General features: G+C 62.5%; 14 protein-coding genes. 11 read left to right on the top strand and 3 right to left on the bottom strand.

What is annotated here, in order from left to right; genetic code table 11:
- Positions 1-5 precede the first annotated feature (5 nt).
- Genes tssK through tagH form a run of 3 tightly spaced genes read right to left on the bottom strand, consistent with a single transcriptional unit; the run spans position 6 to position 3,409 of the window.
- Positions 6-1,340 (bottom strand): type VI secretion system baseplate subunit TssK, encoded by a 1,335-nt coding sequence (tssK, locus tag NJC38_RS21575; protein WP_253117020.1) that lies wholly within the window; start codon positions 1,338-1,340, stop codon positions 6-8.
- Positions 1,341-1,355: 15 nt separating this feature from the next.
- Complete coding sequence (gene tssJ, locus NJC38_RS21570; protein ID WP_253117064.1) at positions 1,356-1,871, bottom strand: type VI secretion system lipoprotein TssJ; 516 nt, start codon at positions 1,869-1,871, stop codon at positions 1,356-1,358.
- A gap of 29 nt (positions 1,872-1,900) precedes the next feature.
- Positions 1,901-3,409, bottom strand: coding sequence for a type VI secretion system-associated FHA domain protein TagH (gene tagH / locus NJC38_RS21565; protein ID WP_253117019.1), 1,509 nt, complete (start codon positions 3,407-3,409; stop codon positions 1,901-1,903).
- 424 nt (positions 3,410-3,833) lie between these two features.
- Between tagH and tssA the strand changes: the two genes are divergently transcribed.
- The 11 genes from tssA to tssH all read left to right on the top strand — a co-directional run bounded on the left by tssA (position 3,834) and on the right by tssH (position 15,045).
- Positions 3,834-4,856: a type VI secretion system protein TssA gene (gene tssA, locus NJC38_RS21560; RefSeq protein WP_253117063.1), complete on the top strand. Its 1,023-nt coding sequence runs from the start codon at positions 3,834-3,836 to the stop codon at positions 4,854-4,856.
- An 86-nt stretch (positions 4,857-4,942) separates the two neighbouring features.
- A complete protein-coding gene (tssB, locus tag NJC38_RS21555; RefSeq protein WP_045485686.1) occupies positions 4,943-5,473 on the top strand; it encodes a type VI secretion system contractile sheath small subunit in 531 nt (176 codons plus the stop codon).
- 14 nt (positions 5,474-5,487) lie between these two features.
- A complete protein-coding gene (tssC, locus tag NJC38_RS21550; RefSeq protein WP_045485683.1) occupies positions 5,488-6,981 on the top strand; it encodes a type VI secretion system contractile sheath large subunit in 1,494 nt (497 codons plus the stop codon).
- 137 nt (positions 6,982-7,118) lie between these two features.
- A complete protein-coding gene (locus tag NJC38_RS21545; RefSeq protein WP_045485680.1) occupies positions 7,119-7,607 on the top strand; it encodes a type VI secretion system tube protein Hcp in 489 nt (162 codons plus the stop codon).
- A gap of 80 nt (positions 7,608-7,687) precedes the next feature.
- Positions 7,688-8,125: a type VI secretion system amidase effector protein Tae4 gene (locus NJC38_RS21540; protein WP_253117018.1), complete on the top strand. Its 438-nt coding sequence runs from the start codon at positions 7,688-7,690 to the stop codon at positions 8,123-8,125.
- A complete protein-coding gene (locus NJC38_RS21535) occupies positions 8,122-8,571 on the top strand; it encodes a hypothetical protein (RefSeq protein ID WP_253117017.1) in 450 nt (149 codons plus the stop codon). Before NJC38_RS21540 ends, NJC38_RS21535 begins: the two co-directional genes overlap by 4 nt.
- Positions 8,572-8,594: 23 nt before the next feature.
- Entirely contained in the window at positions 8,595-9,005 is a 411-nt protein-coding gene (locus NJC38_RS21530; RefSeq protein ID WP_253117016.1) for a hypothetical protein, read from the top strand.
- On the top strand, positions 8,999-9,514 hold the full coding sequence (gene tssE / locus NJC38_RS21525; protein WP_253117015.1) for a type VI secretion system baseplate subunit TssE: 516 nt from the start codon (positions 8,999-9,001) through the stop codon (positions 9,512-9,514). Before NJC38_RS21530 ends, tssE begins: the two co-directional genes overlap by 7 nt.
- The gene (gene tssF / locus NJC38_RS21520) at positions 9,511-11,367 is read left to right on the top strand and encodes a type VI secretion system baseplate subunit TssF (RefSeq protein WP_045485672.1); all 1,857 of its coding nucleotides are present in this window, start codon (positions 9,511-9,513) and stop codon (positions 11,365-11,367) included. Before tssE ends, tssF begins: the two co-directional genes overlap by 4 nt.
- Complete coding sequence (gene tssG / locus NJC38_RS21515; protein ID WP_253117062.1) at positions 11,331-12,374, top strand: type VI secretion system baseplate subunit TssG; 1,044 nt, start codon at positions 11,331-11,333, stop codon at positions 12,372-12,374. Before tssF ends, tssG begins: the two co-directional genes overlap by 37 nt.
- A 1-nt stretch (position 12,375) precedes the next feature.
- Complete coding sequence (tssH, locus tag NJC38_RS21510) at positions 12,376-15,045, top strand: type VI secretion system ATPase TssH (RefSeq protein WP_253117014.1); 2,670 nt, start codon at positions 12,376-12,378, stop codon at positions 15,043-15,045.
- The last annotated feature ends 79 nt before the right edge of the window (positions 15,046-15,124 follow it).

Here is a 15,124-nt window from a genome sequence, read left to right as displayed (position 1 = left end):
CCGCGTTATCCTCGAATCGCCCAGAAAGCCAGGTTCAGGCCGGGGAACTCACCGGCAATGTGAAAGGCAAAACCGCCGGAGCGGCTCAGTTGCTGCCAGTGCTCGCTGCCCCGGTCCAGTTCGTAGTAGGTCGAACCGACATGGAACGGCAGTTGCCGTGGCGCCACCGCCAATGGCAGCAGACCGATGCCCGGCAGTTGCAGGTTGACCAGGTCGCGGATGTGCTCCACCGAACCGATCTTGCTCTGCTGGCCGAACCGCGCCCGCAAGGTTTCGCCCGGAATATCGGCGCGCACCACCAGAATGAAACTGGCGTTGTCCAGCAGGCTCTTGTCCGCCAGCATTGCCACGTGCACGCCGTAGGCTTTTTCGACGATCGGAATCGGTACTGCCTTGCTGTCAATCAGCATCGACAGCGCCTCGCGCAGGGCCTGCATGACCGGCGCATAGCTGACTTGCAGGTCGTCGTGCTGATAACGCGGGAACTCCTGCGGGCGGTGCTCGCGGGTCGAGAAGGTCGCGAACTCACCGGCCAGGCTGACCAGCTCGCTGTAGAAGCGCTCCGGGTGCAGCGGGCTGAGTTGGCCCAGATGCTGGATCAGCGGTTCGGCGCGATTGACCAGTTGCAGCAGCATGAAGTCGGCAATTTCCGAGGCGCCGCCGGCACCCGAAGCCACCACCCGCCCGGCCAGCGCCTCGCCACGCTGGCGCAGCAAGCCTTGCAGCTCACTGCGAAATGCACTCAACGGGCGGCTCACCGCCACATCCAGCAGCGGCGGGATGTACTGCTCGTCAAGCAACAGTACGTTGTCGGCGCGCTTTTCGATGATCCGCACCACGCCCAGCACGGCGTAGTCGCTCAGGCCGTCCTTGTCGGTCAGCAGGCGCAGCGCCCGTGAGCCGACCGCCACCGGCGCACGACTTTCGAACTGCGCATTGTCGTCGCGCACTTCACGCACCTGGCTCTGATAACGTGCCGCCCCCGCAGCCTCGCCTTGCTCGACCGTGTCACGCACCCCGGCCCGGCGCAGCGGCAGGCCCAGATACACCAGGCCATCGCGCAGGCTGTCATCGATACTCAACGGGCTCGGTGCCGGATCATCGTGAGGGATGTTGAACGGCGTGCCGTCAGGCAACAGGCCACGGGCTGCGACGATGGCCAGCTTGCCCTGGGCCAGCAGGCCCTGATCGATGAGCAGTTCGGAAAACCCCCAGGCCGCCGCCGACAGCGGGCGGCTGCGGGCGTCGATCAGGTTTTCCAGGTAACGGTCATGCTGCTGGAAATGCTGTGTTCCGATGAACATGCCTTCCGACCAGACCACACGATTGTTCCAGGACATGGGTTCTCCGATTGCCTATTGAGCGGGGCGGGTTGCGGCGGCGGCAGCACTGCTGATCGCCAGCGCATCGAGGTCGATCCGGTAGTGCGAGCCGTGCTGCGGCGTCAGGTTCAGGACCGTGCGCCAGCGGGCACGGTCGATCTCGCGGTAGCCGACCACCAGGCCGATATGCCGGGTCGCCGGGTTGAGCGGGCGTACCACGCTGCGGGTTTCGCCGGGCCTGATCAGCACTTCGTCCTGATCGACCAGGTCAGCCCCCAGGGTCTGACTGCCACGCTCGGCCAGCGCGAAGTAATCGGCGCGGCTGAAAGCTGCGCTGTTTTTGAGTTCAAAGATCCGCACCCGCACTGGCGCCGGTTGCCCGGTGGCGCCGGGGTTGAGCGTGGCACTGGCATGGATGTCGAGGGTCACGCTGGCGTCGTCGCCAGACGTTTGCGAGGCAGGACCGGACGCTGGCGACGAAGCGCTGGAACAGGCACTGAGCAGGCTGGCCAGGACAGCAATTCGGGCAACGGTGGCGAGCAGCGGCATTTTCACAGGGGCATTCTCACAGAGGGTTCTCAAGAGCGGCGCAGGCGTTCGCTGTGCGCTTCATAGGCACGGCTGAACTCGCGACCGAACAGGTCCTGGAAATCGTCTTCGGCTTCCTGGGAAATACGCTGGTACAGCGCGGTGAACTGCTGCCAGTACTGCGCCTGACGCGAACCGCTGAACAGGTTCGACAGCCCGCCAGGCTTCCCCATGCGTGCTTCCAGCTCGGCCGGTTCGAAGCGCTTGAGCAAGTGCTTGATGGCCGCCTCGACACCGGCCATCACCGCCAACTGGTGCGCGCGCAGGTCGTCGAAGCTGTCGTTGACCGCCTGCTCGGGGTCCATGAAAGCCTGATTGCCATGGCGCAGCAGCAGCAACAACGCTTCATCGGCGTTGGGCGCGAACTTCAGCGGGTTGTTTTCGACCGGGCGGATCATCGTCTGCTGCATGCGAAACTCGCCCTTGAGGCTGGTGCGGGCGCGCAGCACGTCGATCAGTCCTTCGACCATCAGCCGGTAGCTACGGCCGATAGCCTCCATCTGCGCCTCGGCCTGCTGAGGGTCGATACGCAAATGGTCCAGACCGGCGCCGCGCAGAAAGGCCTGGAGCAGTTCGCCACTCGGTGCCGGGGCGGCTGCAGCAGTCACCGCAGCGGCTGGCCGCGACGGCTGAGCAGGTGCCAACGATGCTGGTACAGGCGGCACGGGTACAGGCGGCACGGGTATGGACGGCTCGGTCTCAGGCTCGACAAGCGGGATTGGCGGGATTGGCGCGGCAGGTTTTGCCTCGACAATCATGTCTTGTGCTGGCGGCACCGGCTCGACCGGGGTCACGAATGGCTGGGCGGCAACGGCGCCGAGATCGGCAAACGGGTCCCAGTCATCCGGAATCAGACCGGCACCGGCACCCGCCTCGGCGGCTGGCGCTGGCGGCGCTACCGGCTTGTCGAGCAGCACCGCAGCCGGTGGGCGGAAATCATGCTGGCGGGCCGGTACATGGTCGGGCTGGGTGGCCGGCGCGACATTGGAACTGCCCAGAAAGTCGAACAGGTCCGGGAAGGTGTCCTGGGCCGAGCCGCCCTGCAAATGAGCCATGCCGGATGCGACCGCCGGCGCACTTTGCGGCGTCTGCCAGTTGCTTTCCTGACGGCTCATCAGTGCTTCAAAACTGTTGGGGGATTCACTGAGCGGGGCGGCCTGATCCGTCAGTTGCATATCAAAGTCGATACGCGCGCGAATCTCGTACTCACCAATACGGATAACTTCACCGTCTTGCAGTACTTCACTGTTGCCCCGCCGTAGACGCACCCCGGCCTGCACCAGCTCTACCCCGTTGGTGCTGTTATCGGTCAAGTAGTAGCGGCCATCCTTATACTGGATGACGCAATGCCGCGAAGATACCAGGCGCTCGGGATCAGGAAGTACCCAGTCATTATCCTGACTACGGCCAATTGCCATCACTCCGGTATCCAGTGTCTTTTCAGCGCACTGACCGGGCGTGATTTTATGGTAACTAGTGATCGTCAAGCTCAGTGACATTGCGATTCCCTGCTTATCTTGCACACTAACTTCTGAGTGCCCTGCAAACTGCCCGCGCTGCTCTCGCTACGCTGAAAAGGCCGCGAATCAGCCCCTGACAGGCATCTTTCGCTAAAGTTCAATAATTTCCTATTTGCACTAAGCCCCGACTGACGGTCGGTTGCGGCGCCATGATAATCATGCCGACGCAGGCGATGTCAAAATAACATGCAAGCTGTTACCTGCGTCACAACCGCTCTTTCGGCTGCATATAAGCACCTTGACAAGCCCTGCGCGCTACTTCAAGAATGCACAACTCCTGATATTGTGTGATATCACGTTGCCACTAACTAACCAAGTGCGACATCCACACTAATAAATGGTTCAAAAAAATTTTCCCAAACGACTGCAAGACATCATCTGACAGATAAGGAGATCGGACGTGGTGGATGTCGCAATGTTGCTTAGCGCTGTTTCAGCCCAGTTGCCGTGTGGCGAAGACCTGGAATATGACGCGGATTTTTTGCAACTGGAGCGTGATGCCCTGGGTAAACCCGAGCGCATCATGGGCGACGCCGTGCAACCGGCCGAACCACCACAGTGGCGCCAGATAGAGCAGTCCAGCAGTGCCCTGTTACAGCGCAGCAAAGACCTGCGCATTACCCATTTCCTGGCCCAGAGTGCGCTGGCGCTCGATGGCATCGCAGGCCTGGCCAATACCCTGGATCTGATCGAGCAACTGCTGCGCCAGTACTGGGACGGGCTGTATCCGTTGCTCGACGCCGATGACGACAACGATCCGACCCTGCGCATCAATGCCCTGGCAGGTCTGAGCGGCGACACCAATCTGCGCTTGCTGCGTGACAGCCCGCTGGTGCGCTCAAGAGCCTTCGGTACGCTGAGCCTGCGCGCCGCATTGCATGCCAGTGGCGTGTCGATTGCCAGCGATGAGTCGCTGAGCCTCGACACCTTCAACGCCGCCCTGCGCGACAGCGATCCGCAGAGCCTGCAGGACACCCGGGATGCACTCAGCCTGGCACTGCAACGAGCGACAGGCATCGAGACCTTCGTCAACGAGCAGGTGGGCTCGGCCCAGGGCGTCGATCTGACGCCGCTCAAACAGCCCTTGCGGCAGGCCTTGCAGGTACTCGGTGAGCCGGCCCCGGCACACGCCCCGCCAGCGCACGATGAGCCCGCCGCCAGCGACCAGCCGCATGCCGCAGCGCCAGCTCCGGTCGCCGCCGCCGCACCCCGCGCGAGCGGCGAGATTACTGATCGTGATGATGTCGTGCGTAACCTTGACCGCCTGCTGGCGTACTACGCCCGCCATGAGCCTTCCAGCCCGTTGCCGGTGCTGTTGAACAGGGCCAGAGGGCTGGTCCACGCCGACTTCGCCAGCATCGTGCGCAATCTGATTCCCGACGGCATGTCCCAGTTTGAAACCCTGCGCGGCCCCGAGGCTGACTGATCCGCCACCCGGATCACGCCCCAATCGTGCAGCCCGTTACCGGCATTGATGCCAACACCGTCGCAACAGCGACCAGGAGAAGCAACGTGGCGAAAACCAGTTCGCAGAAATTCATTGCGCGCAATCGTGCGCCCCGTGTGCAGATCGAATACGACGTGGAACTGTACGGCGCCGAAAAAAAGGTCCAGTTGCCGTTCGTGATGGGCGTCATGGCCGACCTGACCGGCAAGCCTGCCGAGCCCCTGGCCCCGGTGGCCGAGCGCAAGTTTCTGGAGATCGATGTCGACAACTTCGACTCGCGGCTCAAGGCCCTGCAACCACGTGTGGCCTTCCATGTGCCCAACGAGCTGACCGGTGAAGGCAACCTGAGCCTGGATATCACCTTCGAAAGCATGGACGACTTCAGCCCTGCCGCCGTGGCCCGCAAGGTCGACTCGCTGAACCAGTTGCTCGAAGCCCGCACCCAACTGGCCAACCTGTTGACCTACATGGACGGCAAGACCGGCGCCGAGGAAATCATCCTCAAGGCGATCAAGGACCCGGCGTTGCTCCAGGCCCTTGCCAGCGCACCCAAGCCTGGCGATGCCACTTCCAATGACGCCGAGCCCAACGCCTGAGAGGACCTTTGATCATGAGCGAACTGTTGCGCGACACCCAGAGCCAGCCGGCTTCTCAGGAACAGACCAGCGAATTTGCCTCGTTGCTGTTGCAGGAATTCAAACCCAAGACCGAGCGCGCCCGCGAAGCGGTAGAAACGGCGGTAAAAACCCTGGCCGAACAGGCCCTGGCGCAAACCAGCCTGGTGTCCAATGACGCGATCAAGTCGATCGAGTCGATCATCGCGGCCATTGACGCCAAGCTCACCGCCCAGGTCAACCAGATCATCCACCACGACGAGTTCCAGAAGGTGGAAAGCGCGTGGCGCGGCCTGCATTACCTGGTCAATAACACCGAAAGCGACGAGCAACTGAAGATTCGGGTGCTGAACATCTCCAAGCCGGAGCTGCACAAGACCCTGAAGAAGTTCAAGGGCACCGCCTGGGACCAGAGCCCGATCTTCAAGAAGATGTACGAAGAGGAATACGGCCAGTTCGGCGGCGAGCCTTACGGCTGCCTGATCGGCGACTACTATTTCGATCAGTCGCCGCCGGATGTCGAATTGCTGGGCGAACTGTCAAAAGTCTGCGCCGCGATGCACGCGCCGTTCATCTCGGCGGCCTCGCCAACCGTGATGGGCATGGGCTCTTGGCAGGAGCTGTCCAACCCTCGCGACCTGAGCAAAATCTTCACCACCCCGGAGTACGCCGGCTGGCGCTCGCTGCGTGAGTCTGAAGACTCGCGCTACATCGGCCTGACCATGCCGCGCTTCCTGGCGCGCCTGCCTTACGGCGCCAAGACCGACCCGGTGGAAGCCTTCGCCTTCGAAGAAGACACCGACGGTGCCGACAGCGCCAAGTACACCTGGGCCAACGCTGCCTACGCCATGGGCGTGAACATCAACCGCTCGTTCAAGCACTTCGGCTGGTGCTCGCGGATTCGCGGTGTGGAATCCGGTGGTGAGGTCGAGAACCTGCCGGCGCACACCTTCCCCACCGACGACGGTGGCGTGGACATGAAGTGCCCGACCGAGATCGCCATTTCCGACCGCCGCGAGGCAGAGCTGGCCAAGAACGGCTTCATGCCGCTGCTGCACAAAAAGAACACGGACTTTGCCGCCTTCATCGGCGCCCAATCGTTGCAAAAGCCGGTCGAGTATGACGATCCGGACGCCACTGCCAACGCCAACCTGGCCGCGCGCCTGCCGTACCTGTTCGCCACCTGCCGCTTCGCGCATTACCTCAAGTGCATCGTGCGCGACAAGATCGGCTCGTTCAAAGAGCGTGACGAGATGCAGCGCTGGTTGCAGGACTGGATCCTCAACTATGTCGACGGCGACCCGACCCACTCCACCGAAACCACCAAGGCCCAACACCCGTTGGCGGCGGCCGAAGTGGTGGTCGAGGACGTCGAGGGCAACCCTGGCTACTACACCTCCAAGTTCTTCCTGCGTCCGCACTACCAGCTCGAAGGCCTGACCGTGTCGCTGCGTCTGGTTTCCAAGCTGCCGTCGGCCAAAGGCGCATAACCCGGGGTTAACCGCCACATTGGCGTCGTACCACGGTGGGAGCGAGCTCGCTCGCGAATAATGCTTCGCGATCAAGCCCGCTCCTGCCGGTCAACCCAAGATCATATCCGTGGCCCATGCCACCTCAGGAGAAAAACATGGCTGTCGATATTTTCATCAAGATCGGTGACATCAAGGGCGAGTCGGTCGACAAGACTCACAAGGACGAAATCGAAGTGCTGAACTGGAGCTGGGGCATGTCCCAGTCCGGCAACATGCACACCGGCACCGGCGGCGGCGCTGGCAAGGTCAGTATCCAGGACCTGTCGCTGACCAAATACGTCGATAAAGCGACCCCCAACCTGATGATGCATTGCTCCAGCGGCAAGCACGTCGCCAAGGTCACCCTGACCGTGCGCAAGGCCGGCGGCGACAATCAGGTCGAGTACCTGATCATCAACCTCGAAGAAGTGCTGATCTCCTCGCTGAGCACCGGCGGTTCGGGCAGCGATGATCGCCTGATCGAGAACGTCACGCTGAACTTCGCCAAAGTCACCGTCGACTATCAGCCACAGAAGGCCGACGGCACCAAGGAAGGCGGCCCGATCAAGTACGGCTGGAACATTCGCTCCAACGTCAAGATCTGATCCGGATTCGCTCCCGGTGCATGCATCGGGAGCGATCGGCTTCAGGAAGACTCCGATTGATGTGGCAAGGAGACTGAGTTGTGGCAAAGCCTTCGTTTATCAATTTGCAGCAGGCCTACCCAAAAGTTGCCGATCCTTGCGACCAGCCTTGGGGAAACCAGTGCGCCATTCGCATGAGCATCGCGCTTAACGGCGAAAAGAGCATTCGCGTCAACAAATCGACCTACACCGAACCCAAGTGCAAACACGACCATGCCCGTGGTGCAGAGTCGCTGGCCAACTGGTTGTGGCGTCATCATCTGGGCCGTCCACTGATCATCGGTGGCAGTGCCGCTGACCGACAAGTGCTACGTGATAAGCGTGGCATCATTTTCTTCAAGGATTGCTTTCGCAGAGCATCAGAAACGCTGGAACAACGTAGCGGCGATCATATCGATCTCTGGAATCGGGGCTTGACTCAAGGCTTCAACGACGGCGACTACCTGTCCAGGCAGGTCTGGTTCTGGGAGCTGCCATGAGCAATCTTTTTTCAAGCGCCACTCTGATTGCGTGCGCGTTGTTCAGCCTGAGTGCCTGTGCGCAACCCGACGGGCAAACGAACGTTCAACCAAAGCAACTGACCCAAGCGACAGTGGGCAATTCATCTGTGCATCTGATCGAAGCAGACGGCCAGTGCGTATTGGTCAGGCCGGACAACAGCCAGTTGAAAATGGGCATGGAGTGGCCCTGCCAGTTCACACCCGACAAGCAGGGCAAAGTCCAGACCGAAGTGTTCAACAAGACGCCCATCGTGTTGGTCGAGCACGTTCAGGCCAACCCCGCACCTGATATCGAATGCATCAAGAAATCCCAGGCCGTCCGCTTGCGCAATGGCACGCTGGAGATATCACGAGTCAATAAAAGTGCGATGTGCAATATCGGCCAACAGGATCAGAAAATGTTCAGCGGTCTGTTCCAGTGGTGAGCATGATCAGGGCGGCTCATATCATGCTGCCTGCCGCGCTTTTGCCCGGTCTGGCACAGGCTGGCCAAGCCGTCGATGCAGATTTGCCATTAGAGGCCGTACTGGCAGGTCAGAGCTATGCGCTGGAGAATCAGCAGCACCGTTGTGCGTTGCGCAAACCTGACCAGAGCTTGCTGATGCTGGATATACCTTGGCCTTGTCATTTCAGCATCAGTGAGCCCGCAAAGGCTCACATCGAAACATTCCAGAATGTGCCGATCGTAATGGCACTGCACATCAAGACACTTGCGGATACGCCTAGCGAATGTCGCTCGCAATATCAGGCGATTCGCCTTTACAAGGGAGAACTTGAACCATCGGTTGCAGGGCGCTACGCCAGTTGCATGCGTGGCAAGGGCGACCAGAAAGCCTATACCGGGGTATTCGATTGGTAAGTCCCATGACCCCGCGCGAGCGCCTGCAACCTTCCCTGCTCGACCGTCTGACCGACGACGACCCCGGCAACCCGCAGGAAAGCGCCGACAAGCGCGTGTTGTCGCTGAGCCAGCTCAAGGCCTCGGTGCTGCGCGACTTGAGCTGGCTGCTCAACACCACCTCCTTGCTCGATGCCGATGCCACGCTGCACAGCCCGGCCGGCACCTCGGTGGTCAATTACGGCTTGCCGGCACTGGCTGGCACCAGCGTCTCCGGGGTCGATATCGCAGTGTTGGAAACCCTGATCCACCGGGCGATTACCACGTATGAACCGCGCCTGCTGGCGCATACCGTGCGGGTCCGGGCGCATGTCGGTTCAGAACAGATGAACCATAACGCCTTGAGTTTCGAGATTCAGGGCGACCTGTGGGCCCAGCCGGTGGCGCTGCCCTTGCTGCTGCGCACCGAACTGGACCTGGAGTCCGGCCATGTGCAGGTGCTGCCTGCCGATCAACGGAGACGCTCATGAATCCGCGCCTGCTCGGGCTGTATAACCAGGAGCTGCAGCACATTCGTGAAAGTGCTGCCGAGTTCGCCCGCGAGTATCCGAAGATCGCCGGGCGCCTGACCCTGTCAGGGATGGAGTGCGCCGACCCGTATGTCGAACGCCTGCTCGAAGGCTTTGCCTACCTGACCGCCCGGGTGCAGTTGAAGCTCGACGCCGAGTACCCGACCTTTACTCATAACCTGCTGGAAGTCGCCTACCCGCATTACCTGGCGCCCACGCCGTCGATGACCGTGGTGCAGATGCAGGCCGACCCGGACGAAGGTTCGCTGGCTGACGGTTTTACCCTGCCACGCGGCAGTGTGCTGCGCGCCGCGCTGGGCCGCGACTCGCAGACGTCCTGCGAATACCGCAGCACCCAGGACGTCAACCTGTGGCCGGTGCAGGTCAGCCGGGCCGAATACTTCGGCAACCCGGGCACCGTGCTGGGTCGGCTGGCCGCCGCTGAGCCCAAGGCCAAGGCGGCGCTGCGGATCACCTTGCGCAGCGGCGCCGAACTGCCGTTCAACAGCCTGAAGCTGGACAACCTGCCGTTGTACCTCAACGGTACCGACGAACTGCCCTATCGACTCTACGAACAATTGCTGGGCAACGCCTGCGCGGTGTTCGCCCGTCAGCCGGGCCGCGACTGGGTCGAGCGCATACCGGTAGAGAGCCTGCGCCCCTGCGGCTTCGATGATCGCGAAGCCGCCTTGCCAGTCGTGCCCCAGGCGTTCCAGGGCTATCGCTTGCTGCAGGAATATTTCGCCCTGCCGCAGCGTTTTCTGTTCGTCGATTTCAGCGGCCTGCAACCCGCCGTGCAGCGTTGCCATGGTCAGGAGCTGGAACTGATTGTGTTGTTCGAGCGCCTGGACCCGCAGCTGGAAAACAGCATTGGCCGCGAGCACCTGGTGCCGTACTGCACACCGGCGATCAACCTGTTTGCGCGCCGCCTGGACCGTATCCACCTGACCGACCGGGTGCATGAGTACCACGCGATTGCCGACCGCACCCGGCCAATGGATTTCGAGATTCACTCCTTGACCGGCGTCACCGGCCATGGCACCGGTCCTGATCAGTCGTTTCTGCCGTTCTATGCCGTGCGTGAGCCGTCGCGCTATGGCCGCGACAAGGCCTATTACATCCTGCGCCGCGAACCCCGCGTGCTGTCCAGCGAGCAACGCCGCACCGGCACCCGTTCCAGCTACGTGGGCAGTGAAACCTTCATCAGCCTGGTCGATAGCCAGCAGTCGCCGTGGCGCCACGACCTGCGCCAGTTGGGCCTGAGCGCGCTGTGCACCAACCGGGATTTGCCATTGTTCATGCGCCTGGGCGGTGACAGCGACTTCACCCTGGCCGACAGCGCGCCGGTGTCCGCCATCCGTTGCCTGGCCGGCCCCAGCCGTCCGCGCGCCAGCCATGCGCATGACAATAAAGCCTGGCGGCTGATCAGCCAGTTGTCGCTGAACTACCTGTCGCTCAGTGAACAGGGTCAGGGCGCGGCAGCGTTGCGCGAGCTGCTGCGCCTGTACGGTGACGATCAGGATGCCGCGCTGCAATTGCAGATCGAGGGCCTGCACGAAGTCAGCAGCAAGCCGGTGACCCGACGCTTGCCGATGCCTGGCCCGATCGTGTTCGGCCGCGGCCTGGAAATCACCCTGAGCTTCGATGAGAACGCCTTTCGCGGCAGCGGCGTGTTCCTGCTCGGCGCGGTATTCGAGCGTTTCCTGGCCCGTTACGTCTCGATCAACAGCTTTACCGAAACCGTGCTGCGCAGCACCGAGCGCGGCGAGATCATGCGCTGGAAAGCCACGCCCGGCCGGCGGCCGACGCTGTGAGCAGCCTGGAGCAGATGCAGGAAAAACCCTGGGAGTACGACTTCTTCCAGGCGCTGCGGCGCATCGAGAATGAAAATCCCGACCTGCCAAGGTTCGGCCATTCGCTGCGCCTGGCCGATGATCCGGTGCGCCTGAGCCAGCGTCAGGACAGCGCCTTCGCACCCTCGACCCTGGCCAGCGTACAGCCGGGCGATGACGAGCTGCCGGCGCGCCTGGAGCAGTTCTTCTTCGGCCTCGGCGGCCCCAATGGTCCGCTGCCGCTGCACCTGACCGAGTACGTGCGCGAGCGCCAGCGCCATCACGCCGACCCGACCAGCAAGCGCTTTCTGGATGTGTTCCACCACCGCCTGTTGAGCCTGTTCTACCGCGCCTGGGCCGAAGCCCGACCGACCGTCAGCCACGACCGGCCTGACGATGATTACTGGTCCGGGCGGCTGGCCGCGCTGTGTGGCCGTGGCTTGCCGGGGCAACTGGAGCAGGGCGAATTGCCCGGCACCGCGATGCTCCACTACAGCGGCCACCTCGCCGCCCAGACCCGCTACCCCGACGGATTACGGGCGATCCTCAGCGAATACTTCGGCGTGCCGGTGAACATCGAGGAATACGTCGGTCAATGGCTGGAGCTGCCCGAGCGCAGCCGGGTCGGGGTGACCGCCAACCGGCTCGGCATGGACCTGTGCCTGGGCAGTCATGTGTGGGATCGCCAGCACAAATTCAGAATTCGGCTGGGGCCGCTCAAGCTCGACGACTACATGGGCATGCTGCCCGATGGCCAGCCGTTTCGCGAACTGGTGGCCTGGGTCGCCGAGTACCTGGGCCACGAACTGGACTGGGACCTGAACCTGGTGCTGGAGCAGCCCGAGGTTCCGCGCCTGCAACTCAACAACCGTCAACGGCTGGGGTTCAACACCTGGCTGGGCACACCGGCACAAGACGCCGACGACCTGATCCTGGCCCGGCACTACGCCGACCAGGCCAGCTCGGTAACGACCTCAAGGAGCAAGTGATATGAGTGAAATCAGTCGTGCCGCGCTGTTCGGCAAACTCAACAGCGTCGCCTACAAGGCCATCGAAGCCGCCACGGTGTTCTGCAAGCTGCGCGGCAACCCTTATGTGGAGCTGGCGCACTGGCTGCATCAGTTGCTGCAATTGCAGGACTCGGACCTGCACCGCATCATTCGACAGTTCAATGTCGAACCGGCACGCCTGGCCCGTGACCTGACTGACGCGCTGGACCGCCTGCCACGCGGCTCAACCTCAATCACTGACTTGTCGTCGCATGTCGAAGAAGCCGTCGAGCGCGGCTGGGTGTACGGCAGCCTGATGTTCGGTGAAAGCCAGGTGCGCACCGGTTATCTGGTGATCGGCATTCTCAAGACCCCAAGCCTGCGCAACGCGCTGCTGGGACTGTCGACTGAATTCAACAAGCTCAAAATCGAAAGCCTCACCGAACGCTTCGACGAATACGTCGGCGACTCGCCGGAAAATGCCCTGGCCGCCACCGACGGCTTCAATGCCGGCGCACCGGGCGAAGCCAGCGGCGCGATGGCGCCCAGTGCTCTGGGCAAGCAGGAGGCGCTGAAGAAATTCACCATCGACCTCACCGAGCAGGCACGCAACGGCGAGCTGGACCCGATCGTCGGGCGTGACGAAGAGATCCGCCAACTGGTGGATATCCTCATGCGCCGCCGGCAGAACAACCCGATCCTGACCGGCGAGGCCGGGGTCGGCAAGACCGCCGTGGTGGAAGGCTTTGCCCTGCGCATCGTCGCCGGTGATGTGCCGCCGGCACTCAAGGACGTCGAGCTGCGCAGCCTCGACGTCGGCCTGTTGCAGGCCGGCGCCAGCATGAAGGGCGAATTCGAACAGCGTCTGCGTCAGGTCATTGAAGACGTACAGGCATCGCCCAAGCCGATCATCCTGTTCATCGACGAAGCGCACACCCTGGTCGGTGCCGGAGGCGCGGCCGGCACCGGTGACGCTGCCAACCTGCTCAAGCCCGCCCTGGCCCGTGGCAGCCTGCGCACTGTGGCCGCCACCACCTGGGCTGAATACAAGAAACACATCGAGAAAGACCCGGCCCTGACCCGGCGCTTCCAGGTGGTACAGGTCGACGAGCCGTCCGAAGACAAGGCGCTGCTGATGATGCGTGGCGTAGCGTCGACCATGGAGCAACACCATCAGGTGCAGATCCTCGATGAGGCTTTGGAGGCCTCGGTCAAACTCTCGCACCGCTACATCCCGGCGCGCCAGTTGCCAGACAAATCGGTCAGCCTGCTGGACACCGCCTGCGCACGGGTCGCGATCAGCCTGCACGCGGTGCCGGCCCAGGTCGACGACAGCCGTCGGCGGATCGAGGCGCTGCAGACCGAACTGCAGATCATCGCCCGCGAACATGCCATCGGGGTGGATACCGGCACCCGGCAAAGTACCGTTCAGGGGCTGCTGGACAGCGAGCGCGAGCGCCTGACCGGCCTCGAAGTACGCTGGGCCGACGAGAAGGCACTGGTCGATGAACTGCTGGCCTTGCGTGCCCAACTGCGCGAAAGCGTCGGCGTGGTGGACAGCGACACCCCGGCCAATCATGGCCTGCGCGAACAACTGGTGGACCTGCAACAGCGCCTGGCCGAGCTGCAAGGCGAAACCCCATTGATCCTGCCGACCGTGGATTATCAGGCAGTGGCTTCGGTGGTCGCCGACTGGACCGGGATTCCGGTTGGACGCATGGCCCGCAATGAACTGGAAACCGTGCTCAAGCTCGACCAGCACCTGAAAAAACGCATCATCGGCCAGGACCATGCCTTGCAGATGATCGCCAAGCGCATCCAGACCTCGCGCGCCGGGCTCGATAACCCGAGCAAGCCGATTGGCGTGTTCATGCTGGCCGGCACCTCCGGGGTGGGCAAGACCGAAACCGCCCTGGCGCTGGCCGAAGCACTGTACGGCGGCGAGCAGAACGTCATCACCATCAACATGAGTGAGTTCCAGGAAGCCCACACCGTCTCGACCCTCAAGGGCGCCCCGCCGGGCTACGTCGGCTATGGCGAAGGCGGCGTGCTCACCGAAGCCGTGCGCCGCAAGCCGTACAGCGTGGTGCTGCTCGATGAGGTGGAAAAAGCCCACCCTGACGTGCACGAGATGTTCTTCCAGGTGTTCGACAAAGGCGTGATGGAAGATGGCGAAGGCCGGCTGATTGACTTCAAGAACACCCTGATTCTGCTGACCACCAACGCCGGCACCGAGTTGATCGCCGACCTGTGCCAGGACGCCCGAAACGTCCCGGACCCGGAAGACATCGCCAAGGCCCTGCGCCAGCCGTTGCTGGAGATTTTCCCGCCGGCACTGCTCGGTCGGCTGGTGACCATCCCGTATTACCCGCTCAGCGACAGCATGCTCAAGGCGATTACCGACCTGCAGCTGGGGCGCATCAAGAAGCGCGTGGAGAGCACCCACAAGGTGCCGTTCGAGTACGACGACGGCGTGATCGACCTGATTGTCTCGCGCTGCACCGAGACCGAAAGCGGCGGACGGATGATCGACGCCATTCTGACCAACACCCTGCTGCCGGACATGAGCCGCGAGTTCCTGACCCGCATGCTCGAAGGCCAGCCGCTGGCCGGCGTGCGGATCAGCCAGCGCGACGGGCAGTTGCATTATGAATTCGCCGAGACGCCATGACCTGCCGCTGTAGGAGCGGCTTCAGCCGCGAAGGCTGCATGACTTCGCAGCTAAAGCTGCTCCTACAGGTTTTTACATA

It is taken from the genome of Pseudomonas sp. 21LCFQ010, assembly GCF_024129905.1.
GTDB lineage: Bacteria > Pseudomonadota > Gammaproteobacteria > Pseudomonadales > Pseudomonadaceae > Aquipseudomonas.
Note: the sequence above shows the minus strand (reverse complement) of the source record. Positions and strands in the feature narration are given on the sequence as shown.

Coding starts and splice junctions, on each gene's coding strand:
- tssF (WP_045485672.1), top strand. CDS start 9,511: ATGAATCCGCGCCTGCTCGGGCTGTATAACCAGGAGCTGCAGCACATT.
- tssC (WP_045485683.1), top strand. CDS start 5,488: ATGAGCGAACTGTTGCGCGACACCCAGAGCCAGCCGGCTTCTCAGGAA.
- tssH (WP_253117014.1), top strand. CDS start 12,376: ATGAGTGAAATCAGTCGTGCCGCGCTGTTCGGCAAACTCAACAGCGTC.
- tssJ (WP_253117064.1), bottom strand. CDS start 1,871: ATGCCGCTGCTCGCCACCGTTGCCCGAATTGCTGTCCTGGCCAGCCTG.
- NJC38_RS21530 (WP_253117016.1), top strand. CDS start 8,595: ATGCTGCCTGCCGCGCTTTTGCCCGGTCTGGCACAGGCTGGCCAAGCC.
- tagH (WP_253117019.1), bottom strand. CDS start 3,409: ATGTCACTGAGCTTGACGATCACTAGTTACCATAAAATCACGCCCGGT.
- NJC38_RS21545 (WP_045485680.1), top strand. CDS start 7,119: ATGGCTGTCGATATTTTCATCAAGATCGGTGACATCAAGGGCGAGTCG.
- NJC38_RS21535 (WP_253117017.1), top strand. CDS start 8,122: ATGAGCAATCTTTTTTCAAGCGCCACTCTGATTGCGTGCGCGTTGTTC.
- tssK (WP_253117020.1), bottom strand. CDS start 1,340: ATGTCCTGGAACAATCGTGTGGTCTGGTCGGAAGGCATGTTCATCGGA.